This window comes from Achromobacter spanius (assembly GCF_003994415.1).
Lineage (GTDB): Bacteria > Pseudomonadota > Gammaproteobacteria > Burkholderiales > Burkholderiaceae_B > Achromobacter > Achromobacter spanius_C.
Genome location: NZ_CP034689.1, coordinates 1,097,250 through 1,119,529 on the forward strand (window position 1 = coordinate 1,097,250; position 22,280 = coordinate 1,119,529).

Here is a 22,280-nt window from a genome sequence, read left to right on the forward strand (position 1 = left end):
AGGCTTTTCCATCGTTAAAAAGGGCTGTTTTCACTCGTGCGCAAGGTTCGGTGGTTGATCCTCTCTGCTGTCAGCGTCGCCGCCGGAGCCGTCCAGGCTCAAGGTAGCCAAGGTTCGACTCCCGCGGCGCCGTCAGCAACGTCGGCAACCGTGACACCCGCGGCTCCCGTGCTGCGCACGTCGCCCGGTTTGCGGATGCATCGCCTGGCGGACGACGACATTCCCGCATACCTGGAAGCGGACAGCATCCAGGGCGACCCCGAGTCGGACCTGACCCTGAGCGGCAGCGCGCAGGTGCGCCGCATCGACGGCGTCATCAAAGGCGACCGCATCAACTATCGGAAAGACACGGGCGAAGTCGATGTCCAGGGCAGCGCGCGCATGATGCGCGACGGCACCCTGGTGACCGGCCCGAACGCGAAGTTCAACGTCGACAAGTATTCAGGCGAAGTCGAACAGCCCAATTTCTGGATGGGCGCCACCGGCGGCTTTGCCGTGGCCGAACACGCCGACATCTTCAGCAAGTCGCAGATGCGGCTGCATACGGTCACGTACAGCGGTTGCTCCTGCGAAACGCCGTCCTGGTACATCAAGGCCAAGACGGTCGACATCGACTTCGACGAAAACGAAGGCGTGGCGCGCAATGGCGTGCTGTATTTCAAGGACGTGCCGATCCTGGCGTCGCCCTACATGACCTTCCCGGTCAAGAAAGAGCGCAAGTCGGGCTTTTTGATGCCGACCTACGGCACGACCAGCCAGGGCGGCTTTGACTTTTCGCTGCCGTATTACCTGAATCTAGCCCCCAATTACGACCTGACGGTCCAGCCGCGTTATTTCTCCAAGCGCGGCATGCAATTGGGTGGCGAATTCCGCTATCTGGGTTCGTCCTACGTCGGCACCATCGACGGCACTTATCTTCCCGACGACAATCTCACCAGCGAAGACCGTTGGATGTACTGGTGGCGTCATCAGCAGACGTTCTCGCACGGCTTCTATGCCGACTGGGACATCGCCAAGGTGTCGGACGACAACTACTTCCGCGACATCTCGCAGTTGGGCCTGAACCAGGCGTCCACCACCTACCTGCCGCAGCGCGGGCGCGTGGGCTGGGCATCCAACTACTGGAGTACCTACGCCCAGGTCTACAAGTACCAGACGCTGCAGGACCCCGACGCGCCGCTGGTGCCGCCGTATGACAAGGAGCCCGAGCTCTACCTGCGCGGCGCGCACTACGACTGGGGTGGGTTCGATCTGGACTGGACCTCGACCGCCGTGCGTTTCCGCCGGCCTGATTTCGGTTCCACGGTACGTTATCCCGATGGCGACCGCCTGCAGTCCTACCCGACCGTTTCCTACCCGATCGTGCGGCCGGGCTGGTTCATCATCCCCAAGGCGGGCGTCAACTACACGCAGTACCAGACCAAATGGTATGGCACGGATGCACTTGGTTTGAACGGCGGCTCGGCCGACGGCCTGCCGCGCTCGCAATCGCGCACCGTGCCCATCATGTCGCTGGACACGGGCTTGATTTTCGAACGCGACACGACCTTGTTCGGCAAGTCCTCCACGCAAACGCTCGAACCGCGCCTGTACTATCTGCGCGTGCCGTATCGCGACCAATCCAAGGTGCCGGTTTTCGATACATCGCTGTCTGATTTCAGCTTCTCGCAGGCGTTTGAAGAAAACATCTATACCGGCGGCTGGGACCGTATTTCTAACGCCAACCAACTGACCGCCGCGCTGACCTCGCGCTGGCTGGACGCCGACACAGGCTTCGAGCGCCTGTCGCTGGCCGTGGCGCAGCGCCTGTACTTTGAAGACCAAAAGGTCACGCTGCCCGGTGAAACGCCCCGCGAAAACGTGCGTTCCGACTTCCTGGTGGGCGCCAGCGCGGCGCTGACCGACACCCTCAGCACCGACGTGGCGGCGCAGTACAACCCCTACGACAACCAGTGGTCGCGCGGCTTGGTCAGCGCTCGCTGGTCGCCGCAGCGCCTGACCACGGTGGCGCTGTCGTATCGTTATCAGCGCGACCCGCAAACGGGAGTCCAATACCAGCCCCAGGGCCAGAACCAGGTCAGCCTGGCGGTCCAATGGCCGTTCAGCAAGCGTTGGTACGGTGTAGGCCGGGTGGACTATTCCTTGCGCTCCGGGCCGTCCAGCACGGTCGCCAATACGACGGAATCTCCTCGCGTAACGCAGGCCATCGCCGGCCTGGAGTACAAGGGGGATTGCTGCTGGGTGGGCCGCGTGGTCTATCAGCGCTATGCCGTATCGGCAACGGACGCCAACTCGGCAGTGTTCTTCCAGCTTGAGCTGACCGGACTGGGTTCCCTGGGAACCGACCCGATGAGCCTGCTGAACAGAAGTATCCCCGGTTACACCGGCATTACACCGCCCGTGCCGGCTGGGACCACATTTGAAAGGTATGAATGATGCGTAGGTTGCACTCTTTGCGCCGCCTGTCCGGCAGTGCGCTGTTGTTGGCCCTTTGCGCCGGCCTGTCCGCCGCGCCCGCGGCCGCGCAGACAGGCCGGGCCGCGAACAACGGCGCCAAGGCCGCGCCCGCCGCTCAGCAGGGCGAGCAGTTCGTGGACGGCATTGCCGCGGTGGTCGACAAGGACGTGATCACGCTGCGCGAACTGCGCGAGGCGTCGACCCGCATTTCGGCCGAACTGAAGGCGCGCGGCATCCAGGTGCCAGACGACCAGACCTTGCAACATCAAGTGCTGCAACGCCTGATCATGGAGCGCGTGCAGCGCCATGAAGCTGATCGCCTGGGTATACGCGTGGACGACGCGCAAGTCGATCAGGCCATCCAGACCATTGCCGGCCGCAACAAGATCAGCGTGGCGCAATTGCGCGCCGAAATCGAAAAGTCGGGCACGACCTGGGATAACTACCGCAAGTCGCTGCGCGACGAGATTCGTACGGACCGCCTGCGCCAACGCGCGGTGGATTCCACGATTGTCATCTCCGACAACGAAGTGGACGCTTTCCTGAGGGACCAGCGCCGCAACCCTGCATTTGGCGCCGCGCCCCAGGCGCAGCCCCAACCGCAGGCGCAGCCCGAGCCGGCGCCCGAGCAAGCCGCGGTGCCTTCGGGCCCGATGCTTTACGCGCTGGCGCAGATCCTGGTGCGTGTGCCGGAAGGTTCGTCGCCCGAACAATTGGCGGTGCTGCGCAAGAAGGCCGAAGACATCCTGGCTCGCGCCAAGCGTGGCGACGACTTCGCCAGTCTGGCTGCCGCGGCGTCGGACGGCCCGGAAGCGCTGCAAGGCGGCGTCATGGGCGTGCGTCCTCTGGACGGCTGGCCCGACCTGTTCGTCAAGGCCATCAGCAATCTGCAGAAGGGCCAGGTCAGCAACCTGATCCAGAGCGGCAATGGTTTCCACATCATCAAGGTGATGGACCGTGGCACGGCTCAGCCGGCTCCGGGCCGCACCGCGCGCGCGCCGGCCCCCACGCCCGCGCCGCAGCCCGCTGCGCGTCCGCAGGCGGCGCAGCAAGGCCCCACCGAAGTGATGCAGACCCGCGCGCGTCACATCCTGATCAAGACGTCGACCGTCATGAGCGACGAGAGCGCGCGCCAGCGCCTGGAACAGGTGCGTCAGCGCCTGGTGTCGGGCACCGCCAAGTTTGAAGACATGGCGCGCCAGTACTCACAGGATTCGACCGCGCCGCAGGGCGGCGAGCTGGGATGGTTGAACCCGGGTGAAACCGTGCCGCCGTTCGAAGCCGCCATGAATGCCTTGAAGCCGGGTGAAATCAGCCAGCCGGTCCAGTCGCCTTTCGGTTGGCATTTGATCCAGGTTGAAGAACGCCGCCAGCATGACGCGACCGATGACATGGCCCGCATGCGGGCGCGCCAGACCTTGTTCGAGCGCCGCGCGCAACCGGCTTTTGAAGATTGGCTTGAGCAGTTGCGTGCTCAGGCTTATATCGACAACCGGCTTGAAAAGCAGCAGCAGATCCAGCAGAACAACCGCTAAACGCATTACGGGCTTTTCATGTCTCAACACCAGGCGCGCAAGCGCTTCGGCCAGAACTTCCTGACCGACGAAAGCGTCGTCGAGTCCATCGTCCGGGCGGTTGCACCCGCCCGTGATGATGCCGTGGTCGAGATCGGCCCAGGTTTGTCTGCGCTTACCCGGCCGCTGCTTGAGCGTCTGGACCACCTGACTGCGGTTGAAATCGACCGCGACCTGGCCGCGCGCCTGCGCAAGCAGTTCGAGGCGTCTCGCCTGACCGTGGTCGAGGCCGACGCGCTGACGGTGGACTTTTCGCAGTTCGGCAGCGCACTGCGTGTGGTGGGCAACCTGCCCTACAACATTTCCAGCCCGCTGCTGTTTCATCTGATGACCTGGGCCGACCATATTCGCGACCAGCATTTCATGCTGCAACGCGAAGTGATCGACCGCATGGTGGCGACACCGGGTTCGGGGGATTTCAGCCGCTTGTCGGTGATGCTGCAATCGCGCTATCGCATGCACAAGCTGTTTGACGTGCCGCCCGAAGCCTTCGACCCGCCGCCCAAGGTGGTGTCCGCGATTGTGCGCATGGTGCCTTTGCCGGCTGATCGCCTGCAACCGGTCAGCGTCCGCGCCTTTGAAACGGTGGTGGCCCGCGCGTTCTCGCAGCGCCGCAAAATGCTGCGCCGGGTGTTGGCCGACTGGGCCCCGCAAGTCCCCTGGGAAGCCTTGGACATCGCCCCCACCGCCCGCGCCGAAGATATTTCGGTCGACCGGTACATCCGCCTGTCGGACGCATTGGTCCAGGCCGGCCTGCTCTCGTAGGATGGGTGCAGCGCGAAGAACACGTCAATAAAGAACAGACGAGGATCGCGCGAAACCCATCAGACGAAGGTGGAATTCAAGCGGAATCAGCCACATAGGCATCGCTGGATTTCGAACCGGGATCAGCCACACCGCCGACGCCGCCCGATGGGTTACGCGCGTTCGACATAGTTTCCCTTCTGCCCGCCTTCCCGCGCTTCACCCATCCTACGACCAACCACGAAACGTTGCCACGTAGATTCTATGGTTTGGCGCAAGCCTGGCTGGCCATAAAGAGGTTTACATCGAAGGGTTTGCGCGATTTCCATACGCCGAAGGCGATGCGTAGGAGTTTTCTGGCGATGATGTTTAATGCCTGCGTTGAGGCCCAGCCCTTGACTCGTAGCGCTGTGTAGAGGGGTTTGAAGGCAGCTGTTCGGCTTGCTGAGGATGCCGCGTTGTAGGCAAGGCTTCTCAGGGCCGCATCGCCTTGCTTGCTGAGTTTACGCAGGCCTTTGTAGGCGCCAGACTCCTTGGGCCTGGGGTCTAGCCCCGCGTAGGCCACCACGGCGTCCGAGGAGGCGAACGGGATGCGGGCGAAGGCGGTCACCAGTGCGGCCCCAGTCAGCTTTCCCACGCCGGTAATGCTGGTGATTAAGTTGAAGTCGTCGGCCAAGGCGGGTTCGGCAGCGATCTGATCGAGCATTTCGCGCTCAAGAGCGTCTGCCAACTGCGTCAAGGCATCCAACGCTCGCTGGACCTGAGCTTGCGAGCCCACGTGTTTGTGCCGATCGCTGGACAGGCGCAGCCTCGTGCGCGTCGTGACCGCCACCTTGCGTAAGCGTTGGATCTGACTCAGGCGCTCGATGTGCTCCGGGCAAGGTTCGTACCTATGCAACCGCTCGTGCTCGAGCGCCACGTAACGCGCAATCATGACAGCGTCGAGTCGGTCGGTCTTGCCCCGTTGAGCCTGCGACTTGGCGTAATGGTGCAGGGCCTTGGGGTTCAGCACGTAGACGCGCAGCCCACGCTCATATGCCAGGTCGGCCAACAGGCGCTCGTAGCCACCGGTGGACTCCATGGCAAGAACGCTTCCGCGCGGCAGCGTTTGCAACCATTTTTCCAAGCCAGTCGTTGAGTTTTTGACGGCCCGGGTCAACGGCTTGGCCGCCCCGTGCATCGCCACAACAACCTCGGATTTCCCCACATCCACACCAAAGAAAGATTGAGACGTTTGCATCTCTAGACTCCCTGCGATAGCGTTGTGTCTGCTGGGGAAGCCGCGCCCGATTCGTTACCTTGCGATCAATCGGCGGTCATGGCCGCTAGATTCTTAATCGACGTATTTGGGCGGGGTGGGATATCTACCGACGTCAGTCCGCTAGTGACGGCTGATGGATGGGTGCGTCCCGATCCCCAGCACCCCCGAAGCAAGATCGGTAAGTGCTATGAAAACATACAAGGATGGGTGCAGCGCGAAGATCACGTCAATATTGAGCAGACGCCAAACGCGCGGAACCCATCAGACGAAGGTGGAATTTAGGCGGAATCCGCCACATAGGCATCGCTGGATTTCGAACCGGGATCAGCCACACCGCCGACGCTGCCCGATGGGTTACGCGCGATCGGCGTCATTTCCCTTCTGCCCGCCTTCCCGCGCTTCATCGCTCACAGCATCCGTTTCTGCGCTGCCATCCATAGCTGCATGACGTCTCTGGCCCGCTCCGTAAGCAGTTTCTCCGCGTCCGCCAGCGCTTGCTGCAAGGTGATGGGGCCGGGGGCCAGGCTGAAGGCGGCGGTGATGCCGCCGGCGTGCAGTGCTTCGTAGCCATCGCCTAGCGACCCCGCCAACGCCACGACGGGCACACCGGCCTGCTGCGCGATTTTGGCGACGCCGGCCGGCGTTTTACCACGCAGGGTTTGCGCGTCCATGCGGCCTTCGCCCGTGAACACCAGCGTGGCTCCCTCGACGGCTTCGGCCAGGCGGCCCAACTCCGCCACGATCTCTACGCCGGGTCGAAAATGCGCCTGCAGGAACGCCTTGGCGGCGAACCCCAAACCACCTGCCGCGCCCGCACCGGCCTCGTTTCGATGGTCCACGCCCAGATGCCGCGCGCAGACGTCCGCGAAATTCGACAGCATCTGGTCCAGCGTCAGCACCTGTTCCGGCGTGGCGCCTTTCTGTGGCCCAAACACATGTGACGCACCCTGCGGCCCGCACAGCGGGTTGTCCACGTCCGAAGCGATGTCGATACGGATCTTGGCCAGGCGCGGATCAAGCCCGCGCGTGTCGATGCCAGCCAGCTTGCCCAGCGCGCCGCCGCCAGGCGGCAGGCTGTTGCCGTCGGCATCCATCAAGCGTACGCCCAGCGCCGTCAGCATGCCCGCGCCCGCGTCGTTCGTGGCCGATCCGCCAAGCCCGAGAATGATGCGCGTGGCGCCTGCGTTCACGGCCGCCAGCATCAGTTCACCCACGCCGTGGCTGCTGGCGCGCATCGGGTCGCGCTTGGATGGCGAGATCAGTTCCAACCCCGCCGCCGCCGCCATTTCAATGACAGCCGTGCCGTCTTCCAGCAAGCCCCAGACGGCGTCGACCTTGTAGCCCAGCGCATCGTTCACCGTCAGTTGTTGCGCCTTGCCGCCGGTTGCGGCGAGCACGGCTTCAACCGTGCCTTCGCCGCCATCGGCCATGGGAATGCAGACAGTGTGCGCGCCGGGGCAGGCGGCTTTCACGCCGCGCGCGATGGCCGCCGCCGCGTCAGGCGCGGAAACGCTTTCTTTGAAAGAGTCAGGAGCAATGACGATTTTCACGGTGTCGGAGGGGCCGGTTATGGGTCGGAGTGCTGACCATGATACCCGCGCCGACGCAGGCGGCGTACCATAGCGCTTTCGTTGTTTTTGCGAGAGTGGACCGTCATGCCTGTATTGCGCCGCACCAAAATTGTTGCCACCTTGGGGCCTTCGACGTCGACGCCCGAACGCATTGAAGCGCTGATCCGCGCGGGCCTGGATGTGGCCCGTTTGAACTTCTCGCATGGCAGCGCGGACGACCACCGCGCCCGCGCACAATTGGTGCGCGACATTGCCGCCCAGCAGGGCCGCTTCGTTGCCATCATGGGCGATCTTCAAGGCCCGAAGATCCGCATCGCGCGGTTCACCGACAAGCTGGTGCAGTTGCAAGTCGGCCAGCCGTTCACGCTGTCGCGCGTGCATCCAAAGGATGCCGGTACCGCCAGCATCGTCGGCATCGACTACCCCGAGCTGGTCACCGATTGCCGCGTGGGCGACGAACTCTTGCTGGACGACGGCCGCGTCGTGCTGGTGGTCGACCGCGTGGAAGGCGACGAAGTCCACACCACCGTAACAGTGGGCGGCCCATTGTCGAACAACAAAGGCATCAACCGCCGTGGCGGCGGCTTGTCCGCACCCAGCCTGACCGACAAGGACCGCGTCGACATCAAACTGGCCGCCGAAATGGAACTGGACTACGTGGCGGTGTCGTTCCCGCGCTATGGCAGCGACATCGACGAAGCCCGCGCCTTGCTGGCCGAAGCCGGCAGCCAGGCCTGGATCATCGCCAAGATCGAACGCGCCGAAGCCGTGGCCGATGACGAAGCGCTGGACTCGCTGATCCGCGCCAGCGACGGTGTGATGGTGGCGCGCGGCGACCTGGGCGTGGAAGTGGGCGACGCGGAATTGGTGGGCATCCAGAAGCGCATCATTCAGCACGCGCGCACGCTGAACAAGGTGGTCATCACCGCGACGCAGATGATGGAATCCATGATTTCCAGCCCCATGCCCACGCGCGCCGAAGTGTCGGACGTGGCCAACGCGGTGCTGGACTACACCGACGCCGTGATGCTGTCGGCCGAAAGCGCATCGGGCCAGTATCCCGTTGAAACCGTGCAAGCCATGGCGCGCGTTTGCCTGGGCGCGGAAAAACATCCCACATCGACCGTGTCGCACCACCGCATGGGCGAAACCTTCACGCGCTGCGATGAAACCATCGCGCTGGCGGCCATGTACGCGGCCAATCATTTCCCCGGCGTGAAGGCCATCATTGCGTTGACCGAAAGCGGGCACACCCCGCTGATCATGTCGCGCATCCGCTCGGGCGTGCCGATCTACTGCTACAGCCCGCACAGCCTGACGCAGAACCGCGTGGCGATGTTCCGTGGCGTCTACACCATTCCGTTCGCGCCGTCGGACTACGAACCGGCCGAACTCAGCGAGGCCGCCATCGACGAACTGCGCAAACGCAACCTGGTGAAGGCGGGCGACTGGGTCATTCTGACCAAGGGCGACTTCTACCGCGACAGCGGTGGCACCAACGGCATGAAGATCCTGATGGTGGATTGACGCGAAGGCCAGACGGGGCGCTTGCCATGCAGCAAGCCCCGCCCACAGCCCTTAGCCGAAGAACCAGTAGCACACGCCGATGGCGGCCAACACGCCGGCCGCATCGGCCACCAGCGCGCAACCCACCGCGTGGCGCGCGCGCACGATTCCCACCGACCCGAAGTACACCGCCAGCACGTAGAAGGTGGTCTCGGTGCTGCCCTGCATCACGGCGGACAGCAAGGCGGGAAAGCTGTCCACGCCGTAGTGCGTCATGGTTTCAAGCATCATCGCGCGGGCCGCGCTGCCCGAGAACGGCTTGACCAGCGCAGTGGGCAGGGCGTCAACAAAGCGCGTGTCCCAGCCAACCTGCAGCGCCACCCAGCGGATGCCGTCCAGCGCCAGATCCAGCGCGCCCGATGCGCGCAGCACGCCCACGGCGCACAGCATGGCAACCAGATAAGGCAGCAGGCTCTTGGCGATGTCGAAGCCTTCCTTGGCGCCCTCGATGAACGTTTCATAGACCGGCACCTTTTTCCACGCGCCCACCACCAAAAACGCCAGCAGGATGCCGAACAGCGCCAGGTTGCCCATCAGCGAGGAGAGCGACGCAATCGCCGCCGCCGACATGCTGGCCAGCAGCGCCATGAAGCCGCCGAACACCAGCGCCGCGCCGCCCAGCCAAAGCATCACGATGGGGTCGGTCAGCCGCAGGCGCTGGCACGCGGCCACGGCCAGGAAGCCGGCCAGCGTTGACGCGCTGGTCGCCAGCAGAATGGGCAGGAACACCAGGGTGGGATCAGCCGCGCCTTGCTGCGCGCGGAACATGAACAGGGTGACGGGCAGCAGCGTCAGCGACGAGGCATTCAGCACCAGGAACAGAATCTGCGCATTGCTGGCGGTTTCCGGCGTGGGGTTCAGCGATTGCAGTTCGCGCATGGCGCGCAGGCCGATCGGCGTGGCGGCGTTGTCCAGCCCCAGGCCGTTGGCGGCGAAGTTCAGGGTGATCAGGCCGATTGCCGGATGGTTGCGCGGCACCTCGGGCATCAAGCGCGCAAACAACGGCCCCAAAAGGCGCGCCAATTTTTCCACCAGGCCGGCGCCTTCGGCAATCCGCAGGAAACCCAGCCACAGCGTCAGCGTGCCAAACAGCAGCACCATCACTTCCACCGACACACGCGCCATGTCGAACAGGCTGGCCACCATCAGGCGGAAGACGTCGGGGTCGCCAACCGCCAGCCAGCGGTAAAGCGCGGCGGCGGCGGCGGTCAGGAAGAATCCCAGCCAGAGTTTGTTCAGCATGCGTGGCGATGCCCGGATAGCGATTGATTGCGCACCAGCGCGGGGACGCTCATTGTCGCAGAGTCAGCCCTTGCGAGCTTGGCCGCGCGCCGTCAATTCTGGTACTTTGCATCGACACGCCCTAGGGCCATAACAGTGAGGGACACTCATGGACTTCAATGCCTGGCGCCGTCGCCGCATTTCGGAACCCGCGTATCGCTGGGCGCGCAACGCCTTGCCCGCCATGTCGGCAACCGAGCGCGAGGCCATCGAGGCCGGAGACACCTGGTGGGACGCCGACCTGTTCACCGGCAACCCCGATTGGCACAAGCTGCTGGACGTGCCCGCCGCCACGCTCACCCCGCAGGAACAGGCGTTCATCGACGGCCCCGTGGCGCAGCTATGCGCCATGCTGGACGAATGGGACATCACCTGGAACCGGCGTGACCTGCCTCCGCGTGTGTGGGACTTTCTGAAGGCCCAGCGCTTTTTCGGCATGATCATCCCGCGCCGCTACGGCGGGCTGGGCTTTTCTCCCTATGCGCATTCCGAAGTGGTCCGGCGTATTTCCGCCTATTCGATCACGGCGGGCGTCACGGTCATGGTGCCCAATTCATTGGGACCGGGTGAATTGCTGATGCAGTTCGGCACGCCCGCGCAGCGCGATTATTGGCTGCCGCGCCTGGCCGATGGCCGCGAAATACCGTGCTTTGGCCTGACCAGCCCCGAAGCGGGCTCGGACGCCGCGTCCATGGTGGATACCGGCGTGGTGTGCCGCCAGGTGGTGGATGGCCGCGAACTCATCGGCATCCGCCTGAATTGGCACAAGCGCTACATCACCCTGGGGCCGGTGGCCACGGTGCTGGGGCTGGCGTTCAAGATGTCGGACCCCGATGGCATTCTGGGCGGCCCCGAAGACATCGGTATTTCGGTGGCGCTGGTGCCCACCGAGGCTCCGGGCGTGGAGATCGGTCGGCGCCATCTGCCGGCGATGCAAGTGTTTCAGAACGGCCCCAATCAAGGCCATGATGTGTTCGTTCCCTTGGACGCGCTGATCGGCGGCGAGGCGCGTGCCGGCCAGGGCTGGCAGATGCTGATGAGCGCGCTGGCGGCGGGGCGCGGCATTTCGCTGCCGTCGCTGTCGGCCGCGGCGGCTGTCATGTGCGCGCACACCACGGGCATGTACGCCCGGGTGCGCGAGCAGTTTGGCATCCCCATCGGCAAGTTCGAAGGCGTGCAGGAACAACTGGCCCGGCTGGCGGGCAACGCCTATCTGGTTGAAGCGGCCCGACGCCTGACCTGCGCCGCGCTGAACCAGGACGTGAAGCCCGCCGTCGTGTCGGGCATCATGAAATACCACGCCACCGAACGCATGCGCGAATCCGTCAACGCCGCGATGGACGTACACGCGGGGCGCGCCGTCATGGACGGGCCCAGCAACTACCTGGGCGCGCTGTATCGCGCGGTGCCCATCGCGATTACGGTGGAAGGCGCCAACATCCTGACCCGCAACCTGATCATCTTTGGCCAGGGCGCTATCCGCGCGCATCCGTATCTGATGCCGGAAATGATGGCGCTGGCCAACCCCGACGAAGAACGTGGCATTGACGTTTTTCACGATGTGTTCTGGCGCCATCTGCGGCACGCCGGCAAGAACGCGCTGCGCGCCATCGGCCGGGCCTGGACGGGCGGCTTGCTGGCGCCGTCGCCAGTGTCCGGCCCCACGGCGCGCCACTATCGGCGGCTGGGGCGCTACGCATCGGGCTTCGCGCTGCTGGCTGACGCCACCTTGGCGCAGTTGGGCGGAGGGCTGAAGCGGCGTGAAATGATCTCGGCGCGCCTGGGCGACGTGCTGTCGCAGCTATACCTGCTGTCGGCGGTGCTCAAGCGCTGGGAAGACGAAGGCCGCAAGCACGACGACCTGCCGCTGGTGCATTGGTGCATGGCGCAGGGTTACGCCAGCATCGAAAAAAGCCTGGATGAAGTGCTGCGCAATCTGCCGGGCCGGGTGCTGGCGTGGGGCCTGCGTGCCGCCATCCTGCCGCTGCGCCTGGCGCGTGGCCCGGATGACGCCTTGACGCGCGCCTGCGCCGAGCTCTTGTTGAAGCCGTCGCCCACGCATGCACGGCTGGCGGCAGACTTGCAGCGAGAACCCAGTAGCGGCACCGGGCCTTCGGCCGCCGTGCTGTTGGGCGGTGGCCGCGCGGGCAGCGACCCCTTGGCGGACCTGACCCGCGCGTTTGCGCTTGTCGAAGCCGTGCAACCCATCCGCGACCGCCTGCGCCAGTCGAACGTGCGCAATTGGCGCGAGGCGCACCAGCGTGGCGCCGTCACCGACGCGCAGGCCGCGCAGTTGGAAGCGGCCGAGGCCTTGGTGCTGAAGGTCTTGCAGGTGGATGATTTTGCGCCGGAAGCGCTGTCGCCGCAGGCGACACGCACTGCCGATGCGGCAGCCGGGGCGAACCCCGACCCCGAACCGGACGCTTAATCGTCCGCGTTCGGGTCCATGCCGGGGAACAGGATTTCCGTGAAGCCGAACTGCGAGAAATCCTGGATGCGCGACGGGTACAGGCGGCCGATCAGGTGGTCGCATTCATGCTGCACCACACGGGCGTGAAAGCCTTCGGCTTCGCGCTCGATCAACTGGCCGTAGGGGTCGCGGCCGCTATAGCGGATGTGGCGATAGCGCGGCACCAGCCCGCGCAGACCGGGCACCGACAGGCAGCCTTCCCAGCCGTCCTGCATCTCATCCGACAGCGGCGTGATGACCGGGTTGCACAAGATGGTCTGCGGCACCGGCGGGGCGTCCGGGTAGCGCTCGTTGCGCTCAAAGCCGAAGATCACCACTTGCAGGTCCACGCCGATCTGCGGCGCGGCCAGCCCCACGCCCTGCGCGGCCGCCATGGTTTCAAACATGTCGTCGATCAGGGCGTGCAGTTCGGGCGTGTCGAAGCGCTCCACCGGTGGGGCCACGCGCAAGAGGCGCGGGTCGCCCATTTTCAGGATGGGGTGGATCATGGCGGGCTTTCCTGCTTAGTCCTGACGGCCTTTTTTCTGAATGAACTCGATCTTGTAGCCGTCCGGGTCTTCCACGAACGCGATCACGGTCTTGCCGTGCTTCATCGGGCCGGCTTCGCGGGTGACCTTGCCGCCGCGTTCCTTGACCTTGTCACAGGCTTCGTAGGCGTTATCGACTTCCAGCGCGATGTGGCCGTAGCCATTGCCCAGGTCGTACTTGTCGGTGTCCCAGTTGTGGGTCAGTTCAATGACCGCGCCTTCGGACTCGTCCTGATAGCCCACGAAGGCCAGCGTGAACTTGCCGTCCGGGTAGTCGTTGCGGCGCAGGACGCGCATGCCGAGCACGTTGGTGTAGAAATCGATGGACTTGTCGAGGTTGCCGACTCGCAGCATGGTGTGGAGCATACGCATGGAAATCTTCCTTGAAGCAATAACAGGTGGGGGAAAGAACCCGGGGGCGCCGGTGCTTTCCAGAATAAAGCGTCTTAGAACTGAGGCAGCGAAGCCGGGTCGTGACGCCGCAGGATGTTCTTGGCGTCTTCGAAGTCGGGCAGGATTTGGCCCACTTCACGCCAGAAGTCCTGGCTGTGGTTCATCTCGCGCAGATGGGCGAGTTCATGCGCGATGACGTAATCAATGATGCCGGGCGCGAAATGAATCAGGCGCCAATTCAGCATGATGTTGCCGTCGCTGGTGCAGGAGCCCCAGCGCGTGGCCGCCGACGACAGCCGCCAGCGGCGGATCTTCAGGCCGCTGATCTGCAAAAAATGCGCCAGCCGCGCGCCGAACCAGGCGCCGGCGCGCTGCTGCAACCAGGCTTGCGCGGCGTCGCGGATACGGCTTTGATCCGCCGCGGACGGCAGCGCCAGCAACAGGGTGTCGCCGTCCTGCGGCGCGTCGGCATCGCCGGACAACCGGGATTGGCGGCTGTCGCCACCCACGCCGAGCACGATGCGTTTGCCCAGGTAGGGCAGTTCGCCACCAGCCTGCCAGCGCGTGTGGGCGATGGCCAGTTGCTGCTTGCGGGCATGCCATTCGCGCAGCTTGGTGAGGATCCAGCGGGCTTTCTCGCGCACCGCGTCGTCAATCTGTGTCAGCGTGACCCAACTGGGCGCCGTCACCCGCAGGCCGTCGTCGGTAATGACAAAGCCTATGCTGCGCCGGCGCGAGCGCAGCAGCACGAAACCAATCGGCTGCTGCTCGGTGGGCACTTCACGCCAGCGCGCGCCGGGCGGCAGCGGATCCGGACAGGGCGTGGGCACGCGCGACGACGCATTGGGCGACAGCGTCAGCAGCGGCTCGCCCTTGGGCGTGTCGGCCGTGGCGGCGTTGGGAAACAAGTTGGTGGGGGTGACGGGCTGCGGGGAGGGCTCGGGCCGCGCGGCAGGCGGCTTTGGCGTGGCGATCAGCGGCGACGCGCCCTGGAGCGCGATCAGTGGCGACGCGCCTTGGGGCGCGTCGTGGTCTTGTCCGTCGAACAGGAGTTCGAGCTGATCAGTGCTAGGCATACCTTTCGGGGTTGAGACGCCGCATTTCCCCTTCGATCCAGTCCTGAACCTTCTGGTTCAGTTCGTCGGGGGAGAGTCCTTTGGATTCTATCGCGGGACCGATGGACAGGGTAACCATGCCGGGATATTTGACGAAAGCATTGCGCCGCCAGCATTCGCCGGCGTTATGCGCCACGGGAATGACGACCGCGCCGGTGCGCGAGGCCAGCAGCGCCCCGCCCATCTTGAAGCGCGCCGTCTTGCCCGGCGCCACGCGCGTGCCTTCGGGAAACAGCAGCGGCCAGCGGCCTTCATCCATGCGCGTCTGGCCTTGCTTGACCACCTGGTCAAAGGCGTCACGGCCCTTGGAACGGTCAATGGCAATCATGCGCAGCAGCGCCAGGCCCCAGCCGAAGAACGGCACCATGTGCAGTTCTTTCTTGTAGACGAAGCAGACTTCGCGCGGCATGTGCGCCGGAAAGAACAGGGTTTCCCAGGCCGATTGGTGCTTGGACAGGATCACGGCCGGGCCGTCGGGCAGGTTTTCCCAGCCCTTGACCTGCCAGCGGATACCGCAGAACACCTTGGCGCCCCAGATGGCCAGGCGCGGCCAGCCCACCGTCAGCTTGTAGCGCCAGTGCAGCGGCAGCGGCGCCCACAGAATGCATAGGAAAGCGTAGGGGATGACCGTGATGGCCAGGAACAGAAAATACAGCAGCGAACGTAGCCGGGCCATTGAATCAATTGTCCTGAAGCAGAATGTCGACCACCGCCGACAGGTCTTCGCACACGCGGGTGTTCTCGGGCAGGCCGCCCTTGGCCAGCGTCTTCTTGCCATTGCCGGTCTGCACCAGCCACGGCGCGCAACCCACCGCGGACGATGCTTGCAGATCACGCAGCGAATCGCCCACCGCCGGCACGCCGGCCAGGTTGATGTCGTAGCGGTGCCCGATCTGTTCAAACAGCCCCGGACGCGGCTTGCGGCAAGTGCAGTTGTCATCCGGCCCGTGCGGGCACAGGAACACCGCGTCGATCGCGCCACCCACGGCGGCCAGTTCGCGCCGCATCTTGGTGTGGATGGCGGTCAGCGTGTCCATGTCGAACAGGCCGCGCGCCAAGCCCGACTGGTTGCTGGCCACCACCACCTTCCAGTCGGCCTGCGTCAGCCGGGCAATGGCTTGCAGGCTGCCGGGCAGGGCGATCCATTCGTCGGGATTCTTGACGAACGCATCGCTGTCCTGATTGATGACGCCGTCGCGGTCTAGGATGATGAGTTTCACTGTGCCAGCCTGGAAATGTCGGCCACCTGGTTCATCAGGCCATGCAACTGGCTCAACAACGCCAGCCGGTTGGCGCGCACGGCCGGGTCTTCGGCCATGACCATGACGTCGGCAAAAAAGGCGTCCACCGGTTCGCGGGCTTGCGCCAGCGTGGAGAGGCTGCCAGCAAAGTCGCCCACGGCCAACTGGGCTTCGGCTTGCGGGCGCAGCTGCGCGACGGTGGCGGCCAGGGCCTTTTCAGCGGGTTCGACCAGCGCGGCCTCGTTCACCGCGCCGATCTCGCCTTCGGCCTTCTTCAGCAGATTGCCGATGCGCTTGTTGGCGGCGGCCAGGCTGGCGGCTTCGGGCAGTTGCGCGAAGGCGGCGGCGGCGCGCACGCGCTCGGCCACCTGATGCAGCGGCGGCGTCAGCGCAATCACGGCTTCCACCGCATTGCGGTCGAAATCGTTGATGAGCTGGTTGCGGTAGCGCTCGTAGATGAAGGTGCGGACTTCAGCCAGCGTGTCGGCCGGGATCTTGCCGGCGGGGAACGTGCCCGCAGCCAGTTCCAGCAGGCCATTGAGCGACAGCGGGCCGTCCTGGCTGACCTTCAGCCAGCCACCGGCCGCCAATTGTTCAAACGCGCTGATCAGGCCAAGCGCCGCGCGGCGCAGGCCGAAGGGGTCGCGTTCGCCCGTGGGCGCCAGGCCGATGGCCCAGATGCCGACCAGCGTTTCCACGCGCTCGGCGATGAACAGCGTGGCGGCGGTCAGGGTGTCTTGCGTGACGGGGGCGTCGTAGCGGTTGCGGTACTGCGTGCGCAGCGCTTCGACGACGCTGGCCGGTTCGCCGTCGCCCGCTGCATAGTAGGCGCCCATGATGCCTTGCAGCTCGGGGAATTCGCCCACCATGTTCGAACCCAGGTCGGCCTTGGCCAGCATGGCGGCGCGGTCGGCTGCGCTAACGTCGCCGCCCAGTTGCTCGGCCACGCCACGCGCGATGGCGCGCACGCGCTCGACGCGCTCAAGCTGGGTGCCCAGCTTGTTGTGATAAACGATGGAACCCAGTTGTTCCACGCGCGAGGCCAGCGGCGTCTTGCGGTCGGTTTCGAAGAAGAATTGGGCATCGGCCAGGCGCGGGCGCACCACGCGCTGGTTGCCTTCGACGATGTTCACCGGCTTGTCCGTGTGCATGTTGCTCACGATCAGGAAGCGGTGCGTCAGGCGGCCGGTGGCCGGGTCGAACAGCGGGAAGTACTTCTGGTTCAAGCGCATGGTCAGGATCAGGCATTCCTGCGGCACTTGCAGGAACTGCTCTTCAAACTGACCCACGTAGACGGTGGGGTGTTCGACCAGCGCCGTCACTTCGTCCAGCAGCGCGGCCACTTCCGGGTCGTCGCCCAGCGTGGCGGACAGGCGGCCGGCGTGGTCCAGCAACTGGCGCTGGATGTCGTCGCGGCGGCCTTCGAAGGACGCCACAACGCGGCCCTTTTCAGCCAGCGTGGCGGCGTAGGAATCGGCGTCGGCAAACGATACCGGGCCGGCGCACATGAAGCGGTGGCCCAGCGTGTCGCGGCCGGCCTGCATGCCCAGCGCGGATACCGGCACCACGTCGGCCCCGAACAGCGCAACCAGGCCGTGCGCCGGGCGCACGAACTTGACGGTGGTGACGCCGTCGGCCAATTGGTAACGCATCACCTTGGGGATCGGCAGGCTGTTCAACGCCGTGTCGATGCCTTCCTGCAAGCCAACGGCCAGTGAAGAACCCGGGGCGGTGCCGCGAGCCACCAGGTAGTCCTGCTTGCCGTCGGATTCGCGGTCCAGCGTGGCCAGGTCGATATTTTCCAGGCCCTTGGCGGCCAGCTTCTTTTGCAGCGCTGGGGTAGCCTTGCCGTCTTCGGTCAGGCCGATCTTGGCGGGCATCAGCTTTTCGGCATAGGGCTGGTCAGGCGCTTGCGCCAGCACGGCGGACAGGTGCACGGCCAGGCGGCGCGGCGTGGAATACGCGGTGACCGCGCAGCCTTCGGCCAAGAGGCCGTGGCGCTCCAGCGTGGCGCGCACGCCTTCGGCAAAGGCCTGGCCCAGCTTTTGCAGGGCTTTGGGCGGCAGTTCTTCGGTCAGCAGTTCGACCAGCAGGGGGCGGATGTTCGTCGTCATTTATGCAGCCTCCCCGGCGGCCTGATTGCGGCGCAGCATGGGAAAGCCCAGTCGTTCGCGGGAATCGAAATAAGCCTGCGCGACGGCGCGCGACAGGTTGCGGATGCGGCCGATGTAGGCGGCGCGCTCGGTCACGCTGATGGCGCCACGCGCGTCCAGCATGTTGAAGGTGTGCGCGGCTTTCAGCGCGGCCTCGTAGGCTGGCAGCGCCAGCGGCACGTCCATCAGGCGCTTGGCTTCGGCTTCGTAGTCGTTGAAGTGCGCAAACAGCATGTCGGCCGACGAGTGCTCGAAGTTGTAGGTCGATTGCTCGACCTCGTTCTGGTGGAACACGTCGCGGTAGAGCACGCGGTTGCCGTTGGCGCCCTCGGTCCAGACAAGGTCGTACACGCTTTGCACGTCTTGCAGGTACATGGCCAGGCGTTCCAGGCCGTAGGTGATTTCACCCGTGGTCGGCGTGCAATCCAGGCCGCCCACTTGCTGGAAGTAGGTGAACTGGGTGACTTCCATGCCGTTCAGCCAGACTTCCCAGCCCAGGCCCCAGGCGCCCAGCGTGGGGTTTTCCCAGTCGTCCTCGACAAAGCGGATGTCGTGTTGGGTGGGGTCGATGCCCAGCGCCTTCAGCGAACCGATGTACAGGTCCAGGATGTCGGGCGGCGCGGGCTTGAGCACCACCTGGTACTGGTAATAGTGCTGCAGGCGGTTGGGGTTTTCGCCGTAACGGCCATCCTTGGGGCGACGCGACGGCTGCACGTAGGCGGCGCGCCACGGCTCCGGGCCGATCGCGCGCAGGAACGTGGCCGTGTGCGAGGTGCCGGCGCCGACTTCCATGTCGTAGGGTTGCAGCAGGGCGCAACCCTGCTTGTCCCAGTATTCCTGGAGCGTAAGGATGATTTGCTGAAAGGTGAGCATAGGATTCTTGGAATTCGACTCGCCAGGCAGGCCTGCCGTGGGCGTGGGAAACCGGGCATTTTAACTGGCCCGGGGCCGTCCTGTTTGGCGGGCGCGGTCGGGCGGTTACATCTATGCCCGGATGGCATCCCCCGGCCGGGCCGAGTGTGCCCCTGGCGGACGCTCGGGAAGCCGCCCGGCTGCGCCTGAAAACCAATGGTCGTATGATTCCGGGTTACGTCCCAAGTCTTATATAAAACCCGGAACCCGATTCCGAGAAATCCCGGAAGGAGCAGTCCTATGTCAGACCTGATCACGGTGGAAGTCACCGACGGCATCCAGATCATCACGATCAACCGCCCCGAAGCCAAGAACGCCATCAACCTGGAAACCGCCCAGGCCATGGCCGCCGCGCTGGACCAGTTGGACAGCCGCGACGACATCCGCATCGGCATCCTGACGGGTGGCGGCGGCACGTTCTCGTCGGGCATGGACTTGAAGGCATTCGCCAAATCCGGGCAGCGCCCCTATGTTGAAGGCCGTGGTTTCGCCGGCCTGAACGAGCGCCCGCCCAAGAAGCCGCTGATCGCCGCCGTGGAAGGCTACGCGCTGGCTGGCGGCTGCGAAATGGCCTTGGCTTCCGACCTGATCGTGGCCGCCAACAACGCCAAGTTCGGCCTGCCGGAAGTCAAGCGCGGCCTGGTGGCCGGCGCCGGCGGCATGCTGCGCCTGCCGCGCCGCCTGCCATACCACATCGCCATGGAAGTGATCCTGACGGGCGAAATGCTGACCGCCGAACGCGCGCATTCGTTTGGCCTGGTCAACCGCCTGACCGAGCCGGGCGGCGCATTGGCCGGCGCGCTGGAACTGGCGCGCGCCATCGTCGAAAACGGCCCGCTGGCCGTGCAGACCGCCAAGAGCATCGTGTCGCAGGCCGTTGATTGGGAACAGGAAGGCATGTTCGACCGCCAACGCCCGTTGATCGCCCATATTTTTTCGTCGGCCGACGCGAAGGAAGGTGCGACCGCTTTCGCTGAAAAGCGCAAGCCGGTCTGGCAGGGCAAGTGAATGTGAGCCCCCACGCCGCACTTCGCTACGCTCGCTTGCTGCCCCCCGAGGGGGCCGCTTTTTTGCCTTGGGGCGGCCCGGCGGCAAAAATTGTTCTTTCCACTGCGGTTGGCTGATAGTGCCAGCCGCGTTTTCAATATCCAGTTTCCATCTAGACCCGCAAATCGCCATGTCCGTCATCATTAAAGAAGAAGACTTCATCCAGTCGATAGCCGATGGCATTCAGTTCATCAGCTACTACCACCCCGTCGACTACATCCGCCATCTGGCGCGCGCCTACGAGCGCGAGGAAAGCCCCGCCGCGCGTGACGCGATGGCGCAGATCCTGACCAATTCCCGCATGTGCGCCGAAGGCAAGCGTCCGCTGTGCCAGGACACCGGCATCGTCAACGTCTTCCTGAAGATCGGCATGAGCGTGCGCTTTGACACCAAGCGCACCCTGCAAGAGCTCTGTGACGAAGGCGTGCGCCGTGGCTATCTGAATCCCGACAACCCGCTGCGCGCTTCCGTGCTGGACGACCCGCTGTTCGCGCGCAAGAACACGCGCGACAACACGCCCTGTATCCTGCACGTCGAGCTTGTCCAAGGTGACAAGGTCGACGTGCAAATCGCTTCCAAGGGCGGCGGTTCGGAAAACAAATCCAAGTTTGCCATGCTGAACCCCAGCGATTCGCTGGTGGACTGGGTGCTGAAGACCGTGCCGACGATGGGCGCCGGCTGGTGCCCCCCGGGCATGCTCGGCATCGGCGTCGGCGGCACCGCTGAAAAAGCCATGCTGATGGCCAAGCAGTCGTTGATGGAAGACATCGATATGTACGAACTGCTGGCCCGTGGCCCGCAGAACAAGCTGGAAGAGCTGCGCATCGAGCTCTACGAAAAGGTCAACGCGCTGGGTATCGGCGCGCAAGGCCTGGGCGGCCTGACGACCGTGCTGGACGTCAAGATCAGCACCTTCCCGACGCACGCCGCGTCCAAGCCGGTTGCGATGATTCCGAACTGCGCCGCCACGCGCCACGCGCACTTTGAACTGGACGGCTCGGGCCCCGCGCGCCTGGATCCGCCGTCGCTGTCGGAATGGCCGGAAGTGCATTGGGCGCCGGACTACAACAAGTCCAAGCAGGTGGACCTGAACACGCTGACCAAGGAAGAAGTGGCCAGCTGGAAGCCGGGCCAGACCCTGCTGCTGTCCGGCAAGATGCTGACCGGCCGCGACGCCGCGCACAAGCGCATCCAGGACATGCTGGCCAAGGGCGAGCCGCTGCCCGTGGACTTCACCAACCGCGTGATCTATTACGTGGGCCCGGTGGATCCGGTGGGCGACGAAGTGGTCGGCCCCGCCGGCCCCACCACCGCCACGCGCATGGACAAGTTCACCGACATGATGCTGGAGAAGACCGGCCTGATCTCGATGATCGGCAAGTCCGAACGCGGCCCGGTCGCGATTGAAGCCATCAAGAAGCACGGTTCGGCGTATCTGATGGCCGTGGGCGGCGCGGCGTACCTGGTGTCCAAGGCCATACGCGGCGCCAAGGTGCTGGGCTTTGCCGACCTGGGCATGGAAGCCATCTACGAATTCGACGTGAAGGACATGCCGGTGACCGTGGCGGTAGACGCCAAGGGCACCTCGGTCCACACGACGGGTCCGAAGGAATGGCAAGCCAAGATCGGGAAGATTCCGGTCGCGGTTGCTTGATGGGTTTCGCGCGGTCGGCGGTGGGGTTCTTACCCCGGGCCTGCCGCGCTACACCCATCCTACGTGCCTCTTTTTTGTGGCGATGGATGTGCGGACCCATCCTGCGTGCCTCTTTTTTTCGGCGATGGATGTGCGGACCGATCCTACGTGCGTCTTTTTCTCGGCGGTGGAATGTGCGGACACATCGTAGGATGGGTGAAGCGCGCGCGGATGCGGACAAGAACCCTGATGTTTATCGCGCGTAACCCATCATGCAACGGCGGTGCTGTGGCTGAATTGGTTAAGGATTCCGGCGCTGCTTGATGGGTTTCGCG

17 protein-coding genes are annotated in these 22,280 nt (G+C 64.8%); 7 read left to right on the forward strand and 10 right to left on the reverse strand.

Annotated features, from left to right (window positions below; all coding sequences use genetic code 11):
• Positions 1 to 36: 36 nt before the first annotated feature.
• From ELS24_RS04970 to rsmA, 3 genes are read left to right on the forward strand one after another with little or no spacing between them, the layout of a single operon-like run.
• Positions 37 to 2,436, forward strand: coding sequence for an LPS-assembly protein LptD (locus ELS24_RS04970; protein ID WP_127183563.1), 2,400 nt, complete (start codon positions 37 to 39; stop codon positions 2,434 to 2,436).
• Positions 2,433 to 3,992, forward strand: coding sequence for a peptidylprolyl isomerase (locus ELS24_RS04975; protein WP_127183564.1), 1,560 nt, complete (start codon positions 2,433 to 2,435; stop codon positions 3,990 to 3,992). The genes ELS24_RS04970 and ELS24_RS04975 overlap by 4 nt, the downstream gene beginning before the upstream one ends.
• Positions 3,993 to 4,010: 18 nt before the next feature.
• Positions 4,011 to 4,796 carry a 16S rRNA (adenine(1518)-N(6)/adenine(1519)-N(6))-dimethyltransferase RsmA gene (gene rsmA / locus ELS24_RS04980; RefSeq protein ID WP_127183565.1) on the forward strand — a complete coding sequence of 262 codons (786 nt, stop codon included), beginning with the start codon at positions 4,011 to 4,013 and terminating at the stop codon, positions 4,794 to 4,796.
• A gap of 241 nt (positions 4,797 to 5,037) precedes the next feature.
• Here the strand turns inward: rsmA and ELS24_RS04985 are convergent, their stop codons facing one another.
• Both ELS24_RS04985 and ELS24_RS04990 read right to left on the reverse strand, forming a co-directional pair.
• Positions 5,038 to 6,015 carry an IS110 family transposase gene (locus tag ELS24_RS04985; protein ID WP_127183152.1) on the reverse strand — a complete coding sequence of 326 codons (978 nt, stop codon included), beginning with the start codon at positions 6,013 to 6,015 and terminating at the stop codon, positions 5,038 to 5,040.
• A 428-nt stretch (positions 6,016 to 6,443) separates the two neighbouring features.
• Positions 6,444 to 7,586: a glycerate kinase gene (locus ELS24_RS04990; RefSeq protein ID WP_127183566.1), complete on the reverse strand. Its 1,143-nt coding sequence runs from the start codon at positions 7,584 to 7,586 to the stop codon at positions 6,444 to 6,446.
• A 105-nt stretch (positions 7,587 to 7,691) separates the two neighbouring features.
• Here ELS24_RS04990 and pyk point away from each other — a divergent pair, with 105 nt between their 5' ends.
• The gene (pyk, locus tag ELS24_RS04995; protein ID WP_050447510.1) at positions 7,692 to 9,134 is read left to right on the forward strand and encodes a pyruvate kinase; all 1,443 of its coding nucleotides are present in this window, start codon (positions 7,692 to 7,694) and stop codon (positions 9,132 to 9,134) included.
• A 51-nt stretch (positions 9,135 to 9,185) separates the two neighbouring features.
• On the opposite strand, the gene ELS24_RS05000 is transcribed toward pyk, so the two are convergent.
• Positions 9,186 to 10,415 (reverse strand): nucleoside recognition domain-containing protein, encoded by a 1,230-nt coding sequence (locus ELS24_RS05000; RefSeq protein ID WP_127183567.1) that lies wholly within the window; start codon positions 10,413 to 10,415, stop codon positions 9,186 to 9,188.
• 148 nt (positions 10,416 to 10,563) lie between these two features.
• Here ELS24_RS05000 and ELS24_RS05005 point away from each other — a divergent pair, with 148 nt between their 5' ends.
• Positions 10,564 to 12,882, forward strand: a complete 2,319-nt coding sequence (locus ELS24_RS05005; RefSeq protein WP_127183568.1) for an acyl-CoA dehydrogenase — start codon at positions 10,564 to 10,566, stop codon at positions 12,880 to 12,882.
• Here ELS24_RS05005 and def read toward each other — a convergent pair.
• The 7 genes from def to glyQ form a co-directional block, all read right to left on the reverse strand.
• On the reverse strand, positions 12,879 to 13,412 hold the full coding sequence (gene def, locus ELS24_RS05010) for a peptide deformylase (protein ID WP_127183569.1): 534 nt from the start codon (positions 13,410 to 13,412) through the stop codon (positions 12,879 to 12,881). The two genes, ELS24_RS05005 and def, sit on opposite strands and share 4 nt — an antisense overlap.
• Before the next feature lie 15 nt (positions 13,413 to 13,427).
• The gene (gene gloA / locus ELS24_RS05015; RefSeq protein WP_006217551.1) at positions 13,428 to 13,823 is read right to left on the reverse strand and encodes a lactoylglutathione lyase; all 396 of its coding nucleotides are present in this window, start codon (positions 13,821 to 13,823) and stop codon (positions 13,428 to 13,430) included.
• Between the two features lie 74 nt (positions 13,824 to 13,897).
• Positions 13,898 to 14,920: a M48 family metallopeptidase gene (locus ELS24_RS05020; protein WP_127183570.1), complete on the reverse strand. Its 1,023-nt coding sequence runs from the start codon at positions 14,918 to 14,920 to the stop codon at positions 13,898 to 13,900.
• Positions 14,913 to 15,635 carry a lysophospholipid acyltransferase family protein gene (locus tag ELS24_RS05025; protein WP_050447504.1) on the reverse strand — a complete coding sequence of 241 codons (723 nt, stop codon included), beginning with the start codon at positions 15,633 to 15,635 and terminating at the stop codon, positions 14,913 to 14,915. The genes ELS24_RS05020 and ELS24_RS05025 overlap by 8 nt, the downstream gene beginning before the upstream one ends.
• 4 nt (positions 15,636 to 15,639) lie before the next feature.
• Entirely contained in the window at positions 15,640 to 16,179 is a 540-nt protein-coding gene (gene gmhB / locus ELS24_RS05030; protein WP_050447502.1) for a D-glycero-beta-D-manno-heptose 1,7-bisphosphate 7-phosphatase, read from the reverse strand.
• Entirely contained in the window at positions 16,176 to 18,314 is a 2,139-nt protein-coding gene (gene glyS / locus ELS24_RS05035; protein ID WP_127183571.1) for a glycine--tRNA ligase subunit beta, read from the reverse strand. Before glyS ends, gmhB begins: the two co-directional genes overlap by 4 nt.
• Positions 18,315 to 19,226: a glycine--tRNA ligase subunit alpha gene (gene glyQ / locus ELS24_RS05040; RefSeq protein WP_006217557.1), complete on the reverse strand. Its 912-nt coding sequence runs from the start codon at positions 19,224 to 19,226 to the stop codon at positions 18,315 to 18,317.
• A 279-nt stretch (positions 19,227 to 19,505) separates the two neighbouring features.
• Between glyQ and ELS24_RS05045 the strand changes: the two genes are divergently transcribed.
• Positions 19,506 to 20,273, forward strand: a complete 768-nt coding sequence (locus tag ELS24_RS05045; protein ID WP_127183572.1) for a crotonase/enoyl-CoA hydratase family protein — start codon at positions 19,506 to 19,508, stop codon at positions 20,271 to 20,273.
• A gap of 169 nt (positions 20,274 to 20,442) precedes the next feature.
• Complete coding sequence (locus tag ELS24_RS05050) at positions 20,443 to 21,966, forward strand: fumarate hydratase (RefSeq protein WP_050447499.1); 1,524 nt, start codon at positions 20,443 to 20,445, stop codon at positions 21,964 to 21,966.
• The last annotated feature ends 314 nt before the right edge of the window (positions 21,967 to 22,280 follow it).